The organism is Tenacibaculum bernardetii (assembly GCF_029125915.1).
In the GTDB taxonomy this organism is placed as follows: Bacteria; Bacteroidota; Bacteroidia; order Flavobacteriales; family Flavobacteriaceae; genus Polaribacter; species Polaribacter bernardetii.
On sequence record NZ_JAQJCU010000003.1, the window covers coordinates 1 to 16,790 of the forward strand.

The following is a 16,790-nucleotide window of genomic DNA, read 5'->3' on the forward strand; positions in this document are numbered from 1 at the left end:
TTTGTGAGATAGCAGTACCAAGTAACTGTGATACAACCACTGTAGATGTAATTGTAAACGGAACAATCGATGCGGTAGTAGATGATTTCACAGCAACCCCAGTAGATGGAGCAGCAGGAGGAACCTCAGGCGATGTGACCGCAAACGATACTTTAAACGGAGTAGCAGTTGTAGATTCAGAAATCAATATCACCTTAGATAACGATGACGGATCAGGAATCACAATAGATGGCAACGGAAACGTTGTTGTACCAGCAGGTACAGATTCAGGAAACTACACATTAACGTATACTATTTGTGAGATAGCAGTACCAAGTAACTGTGATACAACCACTGTAGATGTAATTGTGTTTTTAGACACTGATGGAGATGGAATTGTAGATGCAGATGATATAGATGATGACAACGATGGTATACCAGATGCAGCAGAAGGAAATGGCGATACCGACGGAGATGGAGTACCAGATAGTTTAGATTTAGATAGTGATAATGACGGAATTTTAGATGTTGATGAAGGCGGAAACGGTGATTTAGATACTAATAGCGACGGAGTTATCGATACAAATGATGGCGCATCAGGAGCCGATACAAATGGTGATGGTCAAGCAGACGCATCAGTAGATGCAGATGAAGAACCAGATACCGATGGCGATGGTGTACCAGATTATCAAGATTTAGATAGCGATAACGACGGAATCAACGATGTTATAGAAGATGATAATATTGATGTAAATAACGATGGAATTGCAGACGGAATAGATGCCGATGGCGATGGAATTGTAGACAGTGCAGATGCAGACGATGCTAACTTCGGAGAAGGAAACGGCGGAGAGCCAGATAATACGGACAGCGATGGCGATGGCGTACCAGACTATCAAGATTTAGATAGTGACGACGACGGAATCAATGATGTTGTAGAAGGCGGAAACGAAGTATCAGATGCTAATGGCGATGGAATCGTTGATGGAGCAGATACAGATGGCGACGGAATCTTAGACGAAGTAGATGAAGATGACGGAAACTTTGGAGATGCAGGAAATACAGATGTAAACGATACCGATCCAACTGATCCAAACGATGGCGGAAACGGAACAGTAGGCGATAGCGGAACCGATGGCGATGGCGATGGAATTGCAGATAGTGTAGATGGTGATGATGCCAACTTCGGAGATGCAATCGACACTGATGGCGATGGAATTGTAGATGCAGATGATATAGATGATGACAACGATGGTATACCAGATGCATTAGAAGGAAACGGTGATACAGACGGCGATGGCGTACCAGATAGTTTAGATTTAGACTCGGATAACGATGGGATTTTAGATGTTGATGAAGGCGGAAACGGTGATTTAGATACTAATGGCGACGGAGTTATCGATACAAATGATGGCGCATCAGGAGCCGATACAAATGGTGATGGTCAAGCAGACGCATCAGTAGATGCAGATGAAGAGCCAGATACCGATGGCGATGGTGTACCAGATTATCAAGATTTAGATAGCGATAACGACGGAATCAATGATGTTATAGAAGATGATAATATCGATGCTAATAACGACGGAATTGCAGACGGAATAGATGCCGATGGCGATGGAATCGTAGATAGTGCAGATGCAGATGATGCAAACTTCGGAGAAGGTAATGGAGGAGAACCTGATAATACCGACAGTGATGGCGATGGCGTTCCAGATTACCAAGATTTAGATAGTGACGATGACGGAATCAATGATGTTGTAGAAGGCGGAAATGATGATTCAGATGCTAACGGAGACGGAATTGTTGATGGAGATGATAGTGATGGCGATGGAATTTTAGACGAAGTAGATGATGACAACGGAAACTTTGGAGATGCAGGAAATACAGACGTAAACGATACCGATCCAACTGATCCAACCGATGGCGGAAACGGAACAGTAGGTGATAGTGGAACCGATGCCGATGGCGATGGAATTGCAGATAGTGTAGATGGTGATGATGGTGTTTTTGGAGATGCAGAAGCATGTATAAAAATATTTAATGAATTTACACCTAATGGTGATGGAAATAATGATGTTTTTGTAATCGATTGTATAGAGAATTACCCTAACAATAGCTTAGAGATTTATAACAGATGGGGAAACACTGTTTATAAAGCTTCAGGTTACAATAATACTGATGTTTCATTCAAAGGAATATCTAACGGTAGGGTGACAATAAATGAAGAAGGTAAGTTACCTGTTGGAACTTATTTTTATGTGTTAGATCTTGGAGATGGTTCTGAACCTACATCTGGATGGTTATATATAAATAGATAAAATAATTAAATCATAAAATGAAATACTTTAAGTATGAATAGAATAAATTTTCATATAAAAATAACATTACTATTGTTATTAAGTTTATCAGGAGTTGTTTACTCACAGCAAGATCCGCAGTATACTCAATATATGTATAATACAATGAGTGTTAACCCTGCTTATGTAGGCTCTAGGGGGCATACAACAATAACTGCACTAGGTAGAACTCAGTGGGTTGGTTTAGATGGTGCGCCAGATACCCAAACATTAAGTTATGACACTCCTTTGGGATATAGTGGAGTAGGATTGGGGGTTAATTTAACAAATGACAGAATTGGGCCTTCAAATGAAATTTATTTAGATGCTAATGTTTCGTATACAATACGTACAGGTGATGAAGGAAATTTAGCATTTGGATTAAAGTTAGGGGCTAGACATTTAAGTATTGACTGGAGTAAAGGGCTTTCACAAAATCCAGATGCTCTTTTGTCTGATAATGTTAGTGAGTTTTTACCAACTATTGGAGCAGGTGTATATTTTCATAAACCAAAATGGTATGTTGGTTTAGCGGTTCCTAATTTATTAAGAACAGACCATTATGATGATACAGTAAATGGAGGAGATGTAGCTGAAGAACGTTTACATTTCTTTTTAATAACAGGTTATGTTTTTGATATAAACGAAGATTTAAAATTTAAACCAGCGGCCTTGGCAAAAATTGTAAAAGGAGCTCCTTTGTCTATAGATGTTTCTGCAAATTTCCTATTTCAAGAAAAGTTTACTGCAGGATTAGCATGGAGGTGGGATGATTCGTTAAGTGCTTTATTAGGTTTCCAAGCAAGTAGAAGTATGTATATAGGATTTGCATATGATTTAACGACTTCTAATTATAGTAATTATAATTCAGGGACTTATGAATTAATGCTACGTTACGAGATTTTTAAACAACAAACAATGAAGTCGCCAAGATTCTTCTAAATATAATAACAGATGAAAAAAACAATACTATTAGTATTCTTAATTACCAGCGTTGTTAGTTTTGGACAACGAAAATATGCAGCAGACAGATACTTTAAAGAGTTTGCTTATAAAAAATCTGCAGAGCTTTATGAAGTTTTGTATCAAAAAGGAGATACATCACAAGTAGTTGTAAGTAGGTTAGCTGATTCATATTATTATAATGCAGAGTTTGTGAAGGCAGAGGTGTGGTATGAAGAATTAATGCAGAATTTTGAAAATAAAGAAACAACAAAACACTTTTTTAGATATGCACAGGTATTAAAAAGTAACGGTAAAGTTTCTGAATCAGATAAATGGCTTCAAAAAATAAAAAAAATTGAAGCAACAGATAGTAGACCAATTGCATTAGATGAAAATCAAGATTATTTTGTAGAATACACGAATAAAGAAAAGATTTATATAAATGTTCATAATGTAGCTACAAACACAAAATATTCAGATTTCGGTGGTTTTATATTTGATAACAAATTATATTATGCCTCAACTAAACCTTTAAATATTAAAAAAGATGTTAAGTTATATGAATGGAATAATCAACCTTTCTTAAACATATATAGCTCTGAATTAAAAGATATAGATGCTGATAAAATCCTTGATATTTCTGAAGCAAAAAGGTTAAAAGAATTATCAACAAGTTATCACGAGTCAAACACTATTATCACTAAAAACGGTAAAACAATGTATTTTACTAGAGATAATTTTGACGGTGAAGAGCTAAAAGGAGATGATAATCGTACAACTCATTTAAAAATTTATAAAGCAACTAATGTTGATGGTGAATGGTCAAAAGTAAGAGAACTACCTTTTAATACAGATAATTATTCATACGGACATCCAGCATTAAGTCCTGATGAAAAGACATTATATTTTGTTTCTGATATGCCAAATGGATTTGGAGAAACAGATATTTATAAAGTAGCTATATTAGAAGATGATAAATACGGAGAACCTATCAATTTAGGAAAACAAATTAATACAGAAAGTAGAGAGATGTTTCCTTTTGTAGGTGTTGATAATACTCTTTATTTTGCCTCAGATGGTCATATAGGGCTAGGAGCTTTAGATGTTTTTGAATCGAAAATAAAAAACAGTAAATTTTCAAGACCAATAAACTTAGGGGCACCCGTAAATGGCCCTTTAGATGATTTTTCTTTTGTAATAAATAATCAAAGAAGTAAAGGTTTTTTCTCGTCAAATAGAAAAGGTGGTAAAGGAGATGATGATATTTATAGCTTTTTAATTTATGACTGTAAAGAAGATATAGAAGGTGTTGTTACTAATTCTCGTACAGGTAATCCAATGTTTAATGTAGAGGTTAGATTGATTGATTCAGAAGGCAACCCTATTTCAAAACAGATAACAAAAGAAGATGGAAGGTATGTTTTTAAAAGAATAGATTGTGAGAATAATTTTACAGTAGTAGCTTCTAAAGTAGATTTTAAAGATACACAAAAACAAGTACAAACAGTAGATGTAAATAATAAGTTAATTAATGCAAATTTAACACTGGAGTCTCTTATTGTAGAGGATCAAATAGTAATTAAACCTATTTATTTTGATTTTGACTTATCTAATATTAGAGAAGATGCAGAATATGAGTTGGAGCATATAGTATCTGTGATGAAAAATCACCCCGAAATGGTTATAAAAATAGAATCACATACCGATAGTAGAGGAACTAAAGAGTATAATAAGCGTTTATCAACTAGTAGAGCTATTTCTACGAGAGATTATATTGTTTCTAGAGGTATTGCATCAAACAGAATTAAAAGTGCTTTAGGATTTGGAGAAAGCCAATTATTAAACGACTGTGATGATGCAAATCAAAGTAAATGTAGTAAAGAGGAGCATCAAAAGAATAGACGTTCTTATTTTTATATTTTAGATGGAGGAAAAAACGTAAAGGTCAATAATTAATGTGCTTTACATAGTCATAAAAAAACCTCGAAGTTATCTTCGAGGTTTTTTTATGACTGTATTTTACGCTATTTATTAAAAGCAAAAAAACCACATAAATTAATATGTGGTTTTTTTAGTGACCTCGGCTGGATTCAAACCAGCAACCTCTTGAGCCGTAATCAAGTGCGCTATTCAGTTGCGCCACGAGGCCGTTTTGCGGGTGCAAATATACAGATGTTTTTTAATTAAAAAAGCAAAAAAACATTTTTTTTTGATTTTTATTTTTTAAAATTAATTAACCTCTTGCTTAAAATTATCTATTATTTCCTGAGCATGCTCAGAATCAGATTTGTAGATGAATAATTCACAAGAATCTCCAGTTGATCCAAAACCAGCTAATCTACCAGATTCTTTACTGTCTTTAATTAAAGTTGCTATGTTAGCTTCGTCAAGTAAAAAAGCTAGTCTGTTTGTTAAAATTGTGGTTCCTGTATATACTTTTATATGCTCTTTCATAATTATAAGTTTTTTAGTCTAGTGAGTTTATTGTTACAAAAGCACGCCATCCAATAATTGCTAATTGAAATTTAGTAGCTTTAGAAATGTCTAACTCTTTTTGTGTAAAAGAGGGTAGTATCATTTTATTTAACTTTGCTAAAAATTTAAAAAATTGTTTTTTCATTATAAGTTTGATTCTATATCAAAAATACTGAAAAATAATTTGTTAAACTGAGTGAAGTGAAAAAGGATTACTTCACTCAATTTAATAAATATGATGTTTACTTTTTACTTTCCATCATTTTCTTGGCGAGATCTGCTCCAATTAGCGATTGTAACAAGTTTCCGTCATTCCCGTTCTTACTCCCTTCAATATATGTAGATGGTAGCTGTAAATCTTTTATTTGGCCTGCTACTCCAACTGCTGTTTTGTATTCCCACTCAGCCTTTTCTTGCGGAGTTAAACCAGCGCTAACTAGTTTAGAATTTTCGTAATACATTGCATCAGCAGCAACTTTTTTACTTTTTGCTTTAAACTGTTCAACTTCGTATTGTTTTTTTTCTTTGATTAAGTTAAAACCAGCAACTTTTGCTTCGGTTTCAGCTTCAATGGTTTGCTGAATTTGAATTTTCTCTAAACGAGCTCTTTCTTTTGCTTTTTCAGACTCTCCTTTTGCAACTTCTTTTTTTGCTCTATAATATTCGCGCTCTGCTTGTTGCTTTTCTAGTTGTGTTTGTGCAACTTCATTTTTTTGTAAGTCTAAACGTTCGTCAAAAGAAGCTTCCCAATCGATACCCGTTACTTGTGCTTGGTATATTTTTAAACCATATTGTTTTAAGGTATTAGAGTTGTCTCTAACAATATTACCATTGTCATTTCTTTTTATTCTGAACTTTTTTTGCTTACTAGATTTACCAACCTTTATTTTTCTGATGGTAGTGGTATCACCTACAATTTCATTCATATTTTCAGCTTCATAATATTGCTCTACTTGATACATTCCGTTTTCTAATTGATCTCTAAAATACCTGTCAAAATCAGATGCTTGACCAGAAATGTAATCTTGGGCATCCATTAGCTTACATGTATTTTTAATCGCTGCGTCAATATTCGGTAAAACTCTTCCGTATATTAATTTAGATTCACTCCTGTTTCTGTCGGCCATATTTAAAAATACTTCCTCGTCGTTAATGTTAACTCCTACAATTACAGAAGTGCTTATCTCCGCTTTAATAGCATCACTGAATTCCCATTTCTGAGCTTTTCGGTTATAAATTCCTTGATCACTTTTAGGTAATTCACTTTCATTATTAACAATAATATCTTTTATTGATGTTTCGTATGAAAGCGGAATAATTCTTCCCCACCATTTAAGTTTCAAACCTTGTGTGGTAATCATTTTATCACCACCAGAAACAAATTGTACGGCATAAGCTGTACCGGCATCTGCGTAAAAAAACATTCCTGTAATAATACTCATAAGAGCACCAAGTATGGTTAGCTGAATGCTTCTTTGTAGGGTGAACCAGTTTAGTATTTTACTGTTTTTAAAAATTGAATTTAATACAATGGTAATTAACCCTGTAATAATTAATAATACTCCGATAAATGTTAGCATAATATATAGTTTGGTTTTAAAAGTTGATTAGTATAATAGTGTTATAATAGTTGCAATTTTTACTGCAATAGTAATTATTTTAGTAGTAATAGTTATCATGAATTTTAATGTTTTTAATAGGTTAATATTGATTGATTCCGGAATTGTTTTATCAATATATATCAAAGAGAATCATACTTCCAAAAACTTAAGTATAAATTAATCTGTTTGTGTTTTATTATTAATATAAAAAAACACATTGTGTTTTAATATGAAACTATTTTTGCTAGTTTTTTGTTTTATTTATTAACTTTATAGGTTGTTTTTTGTTTTAATATGTAATAAATTAAAGAAGTTTTTTAAATGAATACTTAAAACTAAAGCAAAAAGTGTTTAAATAGCAGCTTTTTTTAGTTGTTTGATTATTGAAAACTAAATAAAAAGTGTTGTTTTAAAAATTAGGTGAAGGTATTTTTTGATGTATTTGAAGGTTGTAATTTTTGAAATCAAAGCAGTATCTTCGCAAAAAATAATAATATTACATGAGTGTTGTATATATAATAATAGGATTGATTTTGTTGGTTTTTGGAGGGGAGTTTTTAGTTCGTTCTTCTGTGGGATTATCTTTTAAATTGAATATCTCTAAAATGGTAATTGGTATGACGGTGGTTTCTTTTGCAACTTCAGCACCAGAACTATTAGTTAGTTTGCAGGCAGCTTTAGATGGTTCTCCGGCAATTGCCATAAACAATGTTATTGGATCTAATATTGCTAATATCGGAATGGTTTTAGGTATAACAGCGTTAATTGGTCCTATTGCAATAAGTAAAGATTTTTATAAAATAAATTGGCCAGTGATGATGTTGTTTTCTCTAGCTCTTTGGGGAATGTTGAGCTATAACAATGATTTGAATGCTATTGAAGGTGGTGTTTTATTGATTGGTTTAGCGTTGTTTTTAGTTTATTTAATAAAAAATGCAAAATCAGATCAAAGCAGTGAAGAGGTAGATGATGCACTGGCGGCGGTAAGTTATTTTAAAATAATCATTTGGTTGTTAATCGGTGGATTAGCATTGTATTTCGGTTCTGAATTATTGGTAGATGGCGCAAAAACATTGGCAAGAAATCAAGGAATTAGTGAAGGGGTAATATCTGTAACGATGATTGCTATCGGAACTAGTGTTCCGGAATTAGCAGCTTCAGTAATAGCGGCAATAAGAGGTGAAAAGGCAATATCATTAGGGAACTTGTTAGGGTCTAATATTTTTAATATTGCTTCTGTATTGGGTTTAACTTCTATGATAACAACTATAAAAGTAACCGAGCCACAAATATTAAGTAAAGATATATTCTGGATGTTAGGTTTCGCTTTTGTTTTATTACCGATGGCTTATTTTTATAAGAAAAATGAAATAGGAAGAATCAAAGGTTTTGTGCTGCTAATAGGATATGTTTCTTTTATCTATTTAGCTTTTAAATAGAATTATAAAGCTGTTTTTTATTTTTGATAAAACTTTATCAATTGATTCAGTAAAATTTATTACTTAACCTTTAGGGTAGTTTTCGATGTGGTTCTTTATCAGAAATTATTCAAATTAGAATACATAACAGATACTGTTTAATTATATAAAACATAAAAGCCTTTAAATTAATTTAAAGGCTTTTTAGTTGTTGTTAGTGTGTGTTGTTATGGAAATTATTTATTTGAATTGTTCGCTCACTGGTTTTACTGTTTTAATAATTCTCGCTGCAATTTTATAAGGATCACCGTTAGAAGCAGGTCTTCTGTCTTCTAGCCATCCTTTCCAGCCTTTTTCTACAGTAATTATTGGTATACGTATTGATGCTCCTCTATCTGAAACACCAAAACTAAAGTCTGTTATAGAAGCTGTTTCGTGTAAACCTGTTAAACGTTCATCATTGTAAGCTCCGTAAACAGCAATGTGTTCTTTAGTTACAGGTCTAAATGCTTCACAAATAGTTTCATATATTTCTTGAGAACCACAGGTTCTTAAAACCTCATTAGAAAAATTGGCGTGCATTCCAGAACCATTCCAATCTCCTTTTACAGGTTTAGGGTGGTATTCTATGTAGTAACCATATTTTTCTGTTAATCTATCTAATAAGTATCTAGAGATCCAAATTTCATCACCCGCTTTTTTTGCTCCTTGTGCGAATAATTGGTATTCCCATTGTCCTGAAGCAACCTCTTGGTTAATTCCTTCAAAATTTAAACCTGCTTCAATACATAAATCAGCATGTTCTTCAACGAAATCTCTACCATGTGTATTTCTTCCGCCTACAGAACAATAATACATTCCTTGTGGCCCTGGGTAACCGCCTATAGGAAACCCTAAAGGTAGTTGAGTTGCGGTATCCATAATAAAATACTCTTGCTCAAATCCAAACCAAAAATCATTATCATTATCATCAATAGTAGCTCTTCCGTTAGTTTCGTGCGGCGTACCATCTGCATTCATAACTTCTGTCATAACTAAATAACCGTTAACTCTTGCAGGATCTGGATAAATTGCCACAGGAACCAGTAAGCAATCTGATGCTCCACCAGAAGCTTGTTTTGTAGAAGATCCATCAAAAGACCAATTTCCTATCTCTTCAATTGTTCCTTGAAAATTATCGTGTTCTTCAACCTTTGTTTTGCTTCTTAGGTTTTGTGTTGGTTTATAACCGTCTAACCAAATGTACTCTAACTTAATTTTTGCCATGATAATATCGGAATGTGTTTATAATCAAATTCAATGCAAAAATGAATATTTTATATTTAATATTAAAATTTACGGGGGTAAAACTTTAAAAATTAACTTTAATTTAATTTTAACCCTATTTTTTAGGGGGTGTTATTCAAAATAGATTATATTTTGTATTTTTGATATCGAATTTTACACCATATATAATGTCAACTTTAAGATTTAGCGCTTTAAAAGAAACTTTACATAGAAAACCAGTTTTTATAGAAGAAAAAGGACGTCGCTCTGAATTGTTCGGGAAAAATGTTTTTAATGAGCAAGCCATGCGTCAGTATATGACTAGAGATGCTTATAAGAGTGTTAAGGACGCAATTGAATTTGGAAGTAAAATAGATAGAAAAGTTGCCGATCAAATAGCGGTCAGTATGAAAGATTGGGCGTTGTCTAAAGGAGCAACACATTATACACATTGGTTTCAGCCGTTAACGGGTGCTACAGCTGAAAAGCACGATGCTTTTTTTGACACCATTGAAGGAGGTGGTGCAATGGAGCGTTTTGATGGAGAGCAATTAGTGCAGCAAGAACCAGACGCGTCTAGTTTTCCGCATGGCGGAATTAGAAATACATTTGAGGCCCGTGGTTATACAGCTTGGGACCCAACATCGCCCGCATTTATATATGGTACAACATTATGTATTCCAACTGTTTTTGTAGCGTATACAGGTGAAGCTTTAGATAATAAAGCTCCCTTGCTTAGGGCTTTACAGGCTGTGGATATAGCTGCAACGGCGGTTTGTAAGTATTTCGATAAAAATGTATCGAAAGTAAATGCTACTTTGGGCTGGGAGCAAGAATATTTTTTAATAGATACAGCTTTAATGTCTGCGCGTCCTGATTTAATGATGACAGGTAGAACTTTGTTAGGACATTCACCTGCAAAAGGACAACAATTAGATGATCATTATTTCGGGTCTATTCCTGATAGAGTGATGAGTTTTATGCGTGATTTGGAGCAGGAATGTATGTTGTTAGGAATCCCTGTAAAAACACGCCATAATGAAGTTGCTCCGAACCAGTTTGAATTAGCACCAATTTTCGAAGAAGCAAATTTAGCAGTAGATCATAATTCGTTATTAATGGATGTGATGGAAAAAGTATCGCAACGTCATCAATTTAAAGTACTATTTCACGAAAAACCATTTAAAGGAATTAATGGTTCGGGTAAGCATAATAATTGGTCTTTGGCAACAAATACCGGAATTAATTTATTGAGTCCAGGTAAAACACCAATGAAAAATTTACAATTTTTAACCTTTTTTGTAAACACTATAAAAGCAGTTCATGATTACGAAGAATTAATAAGGGCTTCAATTGCAAGTGCGAGTAATGATCATCGGTTAGGGGCAAATGAAGCTCCGCCAGCAATTATATCTGTATTTATAGGTTCGCAATTGTCTGAAGTTTTAGATGAGTTAGAAAATGTTACAAAAGGAAAGCTGTCACCACAAGAAAAAACAGACTTGAAGTTAAATATCGTAGGTAAAATTCCTGAAATATTATTAGATAATACAGATAGAAATAGAACATCTCCTTTTGCTTTCACTGGAAATAAATTCGAACTACGAGCTGTTGGTTCTTGGTCTAATTGTGCTGGGCCAATGACAGTTTTAAATACGATTATAGCGAAACAGTTAAAAGAATTTAAAATAGAGGTTGATGACTTGATAGATACTAAAAAGTTGAAAAAAGATGAGGCTGTTTTTAATGTGCTGCGAGAGTATATTAAAGCTTCAAAGAAAATTAGGTTTGAAGGTGATGGTTATGGTGAAGCATGGGAAAAAGAAGCTTTAAGAAGAGGTTTAAGTAATAATAAAACGACTCCTCAAGCTTTGAAAGCTAAAGCTTCTAAAAAAGCAATAGCACTTTTTACAGAAATGAATGTGATGAATAAAGTAGAGGTAGCTGCTCGTCACGAAATTGAATTAGAAGAATATGCTAAGCGCATTCAAATAGAAAGTAGGGTTTTAGGAGATATTGCAAGAAACCATGTAATTCCTACTGCAATTCAATATCAAAATACATTGATAGAAAATGTAAAAGGGTTAAAGGAAATTTTCGGAAAAGGGTTTGAGCAATACGCTAAAGAACAGATTGATTTAATTAAAACAATATCGATTCATATAGCGGAAATTAACTCGAAAATTGAAAAAATGACCGAAGAACGCAAAAAATCAAACAAACTCATTGGTCAAGAAAATGCAGATAGTTATTGCGATAAAGTAAAACCTTTTTTTGCTGAGATTCGTTATCATTGCGATAAGCTAGAGCTTATGGTTGATGATAATTTATGGCCTTTAACAAAGTATAGAGAATTGTTATTTACGAAGTAAGAAAAACTCTTTTTTTACAAAAGGAATTCCTTTGCACAACAAGGGTGTTTTCACCCTTTTTTTAATTTTATAGAAAGTAAAAAAGAAAGCTACGCCCTTTATTTTACTTGTTTTTATTGCTTTTTTATAAAAAAAACTACTGTTTATTAGTTAGTTACCCTTTGTAATAGAAGTGAATAGTTTGTATATTAGCAGCGTTTAAACACGCAAACTATATAGTTTTTTACGACTGCCTTTTTATAAGGTTGATGAAAATGAAAAATGACACTCCTTAGTCATTACATTTTACCCTAGTAATTTTATTTTACCCTATATTTTAATAGCACCCCAATTTTATACTTATAGTAAGTATGAGTATAGTTTAGATGTGCTAAAAATTAATTAAACGGATTTTTAAAATTATTTATTATGAAAAATTTTTTAGTAGCAGCTATCTTTTTAGCTTCAGGAACAATTTTTGCACAGTTTGCTAACCCATTACCAACGCCTAAGGCTAACTGCCTTAACTGTTCGGTAACTCAAGTAGGGCCAGCTCTAGGAGCTAGAGGGGCAGCTGTCAACACGAGTATTATTAACCAAACAGGTCATATGAATGATGCTAGTGCGGTTCAAACAGGATCAGGTAATTTATCTACAATCGATCAAGATGGTCAAAATCAAGGCTTTGCAGGAGGTTTATCGAATGAAGCAACTGTATATCAGCAAGGTAGAAAAAATGAATCAGACATTAAGCAACATGGTGATAACAATACAGGTTTTGTAAACCAAGTAGGGGTTAAAAACTATGCACAGCAAGATGTTGGTGTAGGTTGGGCAGAAAATAACAGAGCATATGCTTATCAAACAGGTCGTAAGAATACATCTATTCAAAAGCAACGTCATGATAATAATACAGCTATTGTTGCACAGTCAGGTAGAAGAAATTTCGCACACCAAGATCAAAGTACAGGAACTAACGGAGCACCTGGTAGTGTAGCGGGTATTTTACAAGTTGGTAACGATAATAAAGCTAAACAAAAACAAAGAGGTAGTTTTAATGCAGATGGTATTGCGCAATTTGGTAATGGTAATATGGCTTCTTCAACTCAAGCAGGTAATGGAGGGTTAAATATTTCTGGTCTTTTACAGTCTGGAAATGATAATAAAGCATGTGTTGATCAGAAAGCGGCAACAGGAATTAACTTAAGTTTAATCGGGCAATTTGGTGCAGAAAATTCAGCTTCGGTTATGCAAGATGCTCAAGGTTCTGGAAATGCAAGTTTCATCGGTCAGAGTGGTTACAAGAATAACGCTTGTGTTGAACAAACAGGGCTATAAGATTTTATGAATTAGATTTAAGATTGATATAAAAAGGGAGGAGAAATTTTCTCCCCCTTTTTTTTAAATTATATAACAGATGAAAAAAATAAAAAGAATAATATTCATAGTGTTTTTAGCTAGCTGTTTCAATATAATGTCTCAGCAAAATACATCTACATATTTTGTAAATGTACCACAAATAGGAAGTGATGCTTCACTTTTGGTGTTAGAAAATAATATTAATTTATCATCATCAGATTTAATAAGTTTTAGAAATTCATCAATTAATAATAACTTAAATTTATTATCAATAAATCAGGTAGGAGCCAGTAATGTTGTAGATATAAAAAAAGGGGCTAGAGATTCTCAACAAGTAAATCAATATGGTAAAGATAACTATTATAGCTTTATGGATTATTATAATACAGCACCAACGAATATGAGTGTTTTACAACAGGGAAATGCTAATTCTTTACAGATTTACGGAACTAATTCGTTTATGAAGAATATAAAAATCACTCAAAAATCTAATTATAAGACAATTATTGTAAGAAATTTTTAAGAAAAGATGTTGAGATTTTATTTTTTTCGCGTAACTTTAAGGTGTGTCCTTTTTCTATTATGTGTAAATATGTATGCACAAGATAAAAATGATGTTCTAGCTAAAATACACATTTTAAGAAAAGATAATTTTATAGCGGTAAAGGCACAGGCTGAAAATGAAGGCGTTTTATTTAAAGACGAACTAAGTTATAATTTAGTTGTTTTAAAAAAAAGCAAAGAAGGTAATTATTCAAATAACAAACAGTCAGGGGTATTTTCGTTAGAACCCAATGAAAAAAAAGATCTTTCATTTATTAGACTGAGTTTAAATTCAGATGAAGAATTAAAGGCGTTTTTATTTATAAAGCATAAAGATGAATTAATAGATAAAGATACATTGGTTATAATGCCTAAAAAACTAGGTTTTGTAGAGGATAAAAAAATTGATGAATCAACTTTTGTGTTAAAAGGGTTAGTTATTGAAGAAGCAATTACTAAAATAGGAAAAGACTTTTATGATTTTTTTTATCAAGAATACTTACTCTCTGGATTAAAGTATCCGTTTATTATAAAAATTAAAGAAAAACCAGGGTTAAGAAGAACAACAGTTGTAACAATTGAGGCTAACGATACTAAAGTTTTTGAGTTTATGACAAGACCAGGAGAAGATTTTTTAAAGCAAGCTGTTAAAGTTACTCTAGCAAGGTTGAGCAGCTATTCTAAGCAAAGAAATACTTTATTGAGTTATAAAATATAAATAAAAAAGTTATGAAAACGTTTACCAAACTTATAACATTTGTTTTTTTTATAATAAGTTCAGTTGTTTTTTCACAAGCATTGACTTATAAACCAATTAATCCTTTTTTTGGAGGAAACAATCCTTTTGGTTATCAACAAATACTAGCGTCGGCTAATGCACAAAACGATTTTCAGGAGGAAGGACAAGATCCTTTTCAACAACCTTCAGATTTAGAGAACTTCACCAATAGTTTAAATAGACAACTTTTAAATTCACTATCACAAGATTTGTTTCAAGAGCAATTTGGTGATCAAGGTTTAACAGTAGGTACCTATGTGTTTGGGTCTTTAGTTGTAGATGTAACACCAACAAACGGAGGGCTTTCTGTAAATATTTTGAACACACAAACAGGTGAGCAAACACAAATAACCATACCAAACAGTAACTAACCAACCATTATATAATCTATGAAAAAGCTTTTATTTCAAACAATTGTTTGTGTAGGTTTTATGCTATTATCAAGTTGTGGTGCGTATCTTAATCAACCATTAGATACTACTAGAGCCAGAATAGGAGAAAGTACATCTACTCAGAGTAATCTTATTAAAGAATTTTTACCTGTAGAACAAGTTATTGTTGGGGTGTATAAGTTTAGAGACCAAACAGGTCAGTATAAACCAACAGAAAATGGATCTACATTTAGTACAGCTGTAACTCAAGGAGGAACATCAATTCTATTAAAATCATTAGAAGAGTCAAAATGGTTTAAGCCTATAGAAAGAGAGAATATTGCCAACCTTTTAAATGAACGACAAATTATTAGATCGACAAGGCAGGAGTATCAAGGTACAAATTCACAAAAAATGCCGCCACTACTTTTTGCAGGTATTATTTTAGAAGGAGGAGTTGTGTCTTATGATTCTAATATTATAACTGGCGGATCTGGTGTTCGATATTTTGGAGCAGGAGCATCAAACCAATATAGACAAGATCGAATTACTATTTATCTAAGAGCAGTGTCGACATCTAACGGGCAAATTTTAAAAAATATTTATGTTTCTAAAACAATACTATCTCAAGGAATATCAGCAAATTTATATAGATATGTTGCTTTAAGAAGATTATTAGAGGTAGAAACAGGTGTTACTAAAAATGAGCCGGCTCAATTAGCAGTGAAAGAAGCTATAGATAAAGCTGTAGAACAATTAATAATAGAAGGAGTTAAAGATGGTTTATGGATGCCTCAAGGAGGTCAGCCAGTTGTAGACCTTTTTAAAAAGGAATATGTAAAAGAAAAAAAGGAAGCAGACAATACTTTACTGTTTAATAGAAAGCAAGAAACAAGAAGAGCAAGAAACTCTATGAGTGCTACGGCGGGAATGTCAATGATATCGGGAGATTATTCTAAATCAGTAGCAAGATTTGGGTTTGATTTAAAGTTCAAATATTTATTGAAAGATCCGCGGTTTAGTTTTGGAGGAAGTGTAGGTAGGTTTGAACTAGAAAATGAACGGGCTTTTAAAAATACATTTCTTACATCAAGTTTAAATTTCGAATATAATATATTACCCTACGATAGGTTTACGCCTTATCTTTATGTTGGTATAGGTTCAGTTGTAGAAAAAAATCTAGATAATCCAATTTTTAAATATCAATTCGGTTTAGGTTTGGAATATTTAATAACCAATAAAATTGGTTTGATTATTTATGGAGAAAATAATCAATTAGGGTCAGATAGTATAGATACTTTGGTTAGAGGAGAGAAGAATGATTTTATTTGGAGAGTTGGGGCAGGTTTAAATGTTTATTTTTAAAAA

At 32.7% G+C, this 16,790-nt stretch carries 14 protein-coding genes and 1 tRNA gene; 10 read left to right on the plus strand and 5 right to left on the minus strand.

The window, feature by feature from the left end:
* The 3 genes from P2G10_RS02990 to P2G10_RS03000 all read left to right on the plus strand — a co-directional run.
* The coding region (locus P2G10_RS02990) for a T9SS type B sorting domain-containing protein (protein WP_275315148.1) at nucleotides 1-2,297 on the plus strand (2,297 nt) is incomplete at its 5' end.
* A gap of 33 nt (nucleotides 2,298-2,330) precedes the next feature.
* The gene (locus P2G10_RS02995) at nucleotides 2,331-3,257 is read left to right on the plus strand and encodes a PorP/SprF family type IX secretion system membrane protein (RefSeq protein WP_315945330.1); all 927 of its coding nucleotides are present in this window, start codon (nucleotides 2,331-2,333) and stop codon (nucleotides 3,255-3,257) included.
* Between the two features lie 12 nt (nucleotides 3,258-3,269).
* A complete protein-coding gene (locus tag P2G10_RS03000) occupies nucleotides 3,270-5,216 on the plus strand; it encodes an OmpA family protein (RefSeq protein WP_275315149.1) in 1,947 nt (648 codons plus the stop codon).
* Nucleotides 5,217-5,335: 119 nt separating this feature from the next.
* Here P2G10_RS03000 and P2G10_RS03005 read toward each other — a convergent pair.
* The 4 genes from P2G10_RS03005 to P2G10_RS03020 form a co-directional block, all read right to left on the minus strand.
* Nucleotides 5,336-5,409, minus strand: a tRNA-Arg gene (locus P2G10_RS03005).
* A gap of 80 nt (nucleotides 5,410-5,489) precedes the next feature.
* A complete protein-coding gene (locus P2G10_RS03010) occupies nucleotides 5,490-5,714 on the minus strand; it encodes a putative signal transducing protein (RefSeq protein ID WP_218771272.1) in 225 nt (74 codons plus the stop codon).
* A 13-nt stretch (nucleotides 5,715-5,727) separates the two neighbouring features.
* Nucleotides 5,728-5,880, minus strand: a complete 153-nt coding sequence (locus tag P2G10_RS03015) for an SsrA-binding protein (protein ID WP_218771271.1) — start codon at nucleotides 5,878-5,880, stop codon at nucleotides 5,728-5,730.
* Nucleotides 5,881-5,977: 97 nt separating this feature from the next.
* Nucleotides 5,978-7,315 carry an SPFH domain-containing protein gene (locus P2G10_RS03020; protein ID WP_275315150.1) on the minus strand — a complete coding sequence of 446 codons (1,338 nt, stop codon included), beginning with the start codon at nucleotides 7,313-7,315 and terminating at the stop codon, nucleotides 5,978-5,980.
* A gap of 521 nt (nucleotides 7,316-7,836) precedes the next feature.
* Here P2G10_RS03020 and P2G10_RS03025 point away from each other — a divergent pair.
* Nucleotides 7,837-8,775 carry a calcium/sodium antiporter gene (locus P2G10_RS03025; protein ID WP_218771269.1) on the plus strand — a complete coding sequence of 313 codons (939 nt, stop codon included), beginning with the start codon at nucleotides 7,837-7,839 and terminating at the stop codon, nucleotides 8,773-8,775.
* 219 nt (nucleotides 8,776-8,994) lie between these two features.
* Here P2G10_RS03025 and P2G10_RS03030 read toward each other — a convergent pair whose 3' ends face one another.
* The gene (locus tag P2G10_RS03030) at nucleotides 8,995-10,020 is read right to left on the minus strand and encodes a glutamine synthetase beta-grasp domain-containing protein (RefSeq protein WP_218771268.1); all 1,026 of its coding nucleotides are present in this window, start codon (nucleotides 10,018-10,020) and stop codon (nucleotides 8,995-8,997) included.
* Nucleotides 10,021-10,208: 188 nt separating this feature from the next.
* Between P2G10_RS03030 and P2G10_RS03035 the strand changes: the two genes are divergently transcribed.
* The 6 genes from P2G10_RS03035 (at nucleotide 10,209) to P2G10_RS03060 (ending at nucleotide 16,787) form a co-directional block, all read left to right on the plus strand.
* Nucleotides 10,209-12,392: a glutamine synthetase III family protein gene (locus tag P2G10_RS03035; RefSeq protein ID WP_275315151.1), complete on the plus strand. Its 2,184-nt coding sequence runs from the start codon at nucleotides 10,209-10,211 to the stop codon at nucleotides 12,390-12,392.
* 408 nt (nucleotides 12,393-12,800) lie between these two features.
* Nucleotides 12,801-13,709, plus strand: coding sequence for a hypothetical protein (locus P2G10_RS03040; protein WP_275315152.1), 909 nt, complete (start codon nucleotides 12,801-12,803; stop codon nucleotides 13,707-13,709).
* Nucleotides 13,710-13,788: 79 nt separating this feature from the next.
* On the plus strand, nucleotides 13,789-14,253 hold the full coding sequence (locus tag P2G10_RS03045; RefSeq protein WP_275315153.1) for a hypothetical protein: 465 nt from the start codon (nucleotides 13,789-13,791) through the stop codon (nucleotides 14,251-14,253).
* Nucleotides 14,254-14,322: 69 nt separating this feature from the next.
* Complete coding sequence (locus tag P2G10_RS03050; RefSeq protein WP_275315154.1) at nucleotides 14,323-14,991, plus strand: CsgE family curli-type amyloid fiber assembly protein; 669 nt, start codon at nucleotides 14,323-14,325, stop codon at nucleotides 14,989-14,991.
* A gap of 11 nt (nucleotides 14,992-15,002) precedes the next feature.
* Nucleotides 15,003-15,422 (plus strand): curli assembly protein CsgF, encoded by a 420-nt coding sequence (locus P2G10_RS03055; protein WP_275315155.1) that lies wholly within the window; start codon nucleotides 15,003-15,005, stop codon nucleotides 15,420-15,422.
* An 18-nt stretch (nucleotides 15,423-15,440) separates the two neighbouring features.
* Nucleotides 15,441-16,787, plus strand: coding sequence for a CsgG/HfaB family protein (locus P2G10_RS03060; RefSeq protein WP_275315156.1), 1,347 nt, complete (start codon nucleotides 15,441-15,443; stop codon nucleotides 16,785-16,787).
* Nucleotides 16,788-16,790: the final 3 nt, after the last annotated feature.

Bases quoted from the DNA above. Each gene is read 5' to 3' on its own strand.
- P2G10_RS03025 (WP_218771269.1), top strand. From the start codon at position 7,837: ATGAGTGTTGTATATATAATAATAGGATTGATTTTGTTGGTTTTTGGA.
- P2G10_RS03060 (WP_275315156.1), top strand. From the start codon at position 15,441: ATGAAAAAGCTTTTATTTCAAACAATTGTTTGTGTAGGTTTTATGCTA.
- P2G10_RS03055 (WP_275315155.1), top strand. From the start codon at position 15,003: ATGAAAACGTTTACCAAACTTATAACATTTGTTTTTTTTATAATAAGT.
- P2G10_RS03000 (WP_275315149.1), top strand. From the start codon at position 3,270: ATGAAAAAAACAATACTATTAGTATTCTTAATTACCAGCGTTGTTAGT.
- P2G10_RS03040 (WP_275315152.1), top strand. From the start codon at position 12,801: ATGAAAAATTTTTTAGTAGCAGCTATCTTTTTAGCTTCAGGAACAATT.
- P2G10_RS03010 (WP_218771272.1), bottom strand. From the start codon at position 5,714: ATGAAAGAGCATATAAAAGTATATACAGGAACCACAATTTTAACAAAC.
- P2G10_RS03050 (WP_275315154.1), top strand. From the start codon at position 14,323: ATGTATGCACAAGATAAAAATGATGTTCTAGCTAAAATACACATTTTA.
- P2G10_RS03015 (WP_218771271.1), bottom strand. From the start codon at position 5,880: ATGAAAAAACAATTTTTTAAATTTTTAGCAAAGTTAAATAAAATGATA.
- P2G10_RS03030 (WP_218771268.1), bottom strand. From the start codon at position 10,020: ATGGCAAAAATTAAGTTAGAGTACATTTGGTTAGACGGTTATAAACCA.
- P2G10_RS03035 (WP_275315151.1), top strand. From the start codon at position 10,209: ATGTCAACTTTAAGATTTAGCGCTTTAAAAGAAACTTTACATAGAAAA.
- P2G10_RS03020 (WP_275315150.1), bottom strand. From the start codon at position 7,315: ATGCTAACATTTATCGGAGTATTATTAATTATTACAGGGTTAATTACC.
- P2G10_RS03045 (WP_275315153.1), top strand. From the start codon at position 13,789: ATGAAAAAAATAAAAAGAATAATATTCATAGTGTTTTTAGCTAGCTGT.
- P2G10_RS02995 (WP_315945330.1), top strand. From the start codon at position 2,331: ATGAATAGAATAAATTTTCATATAAAAATAACATTACTATTGTTATTA.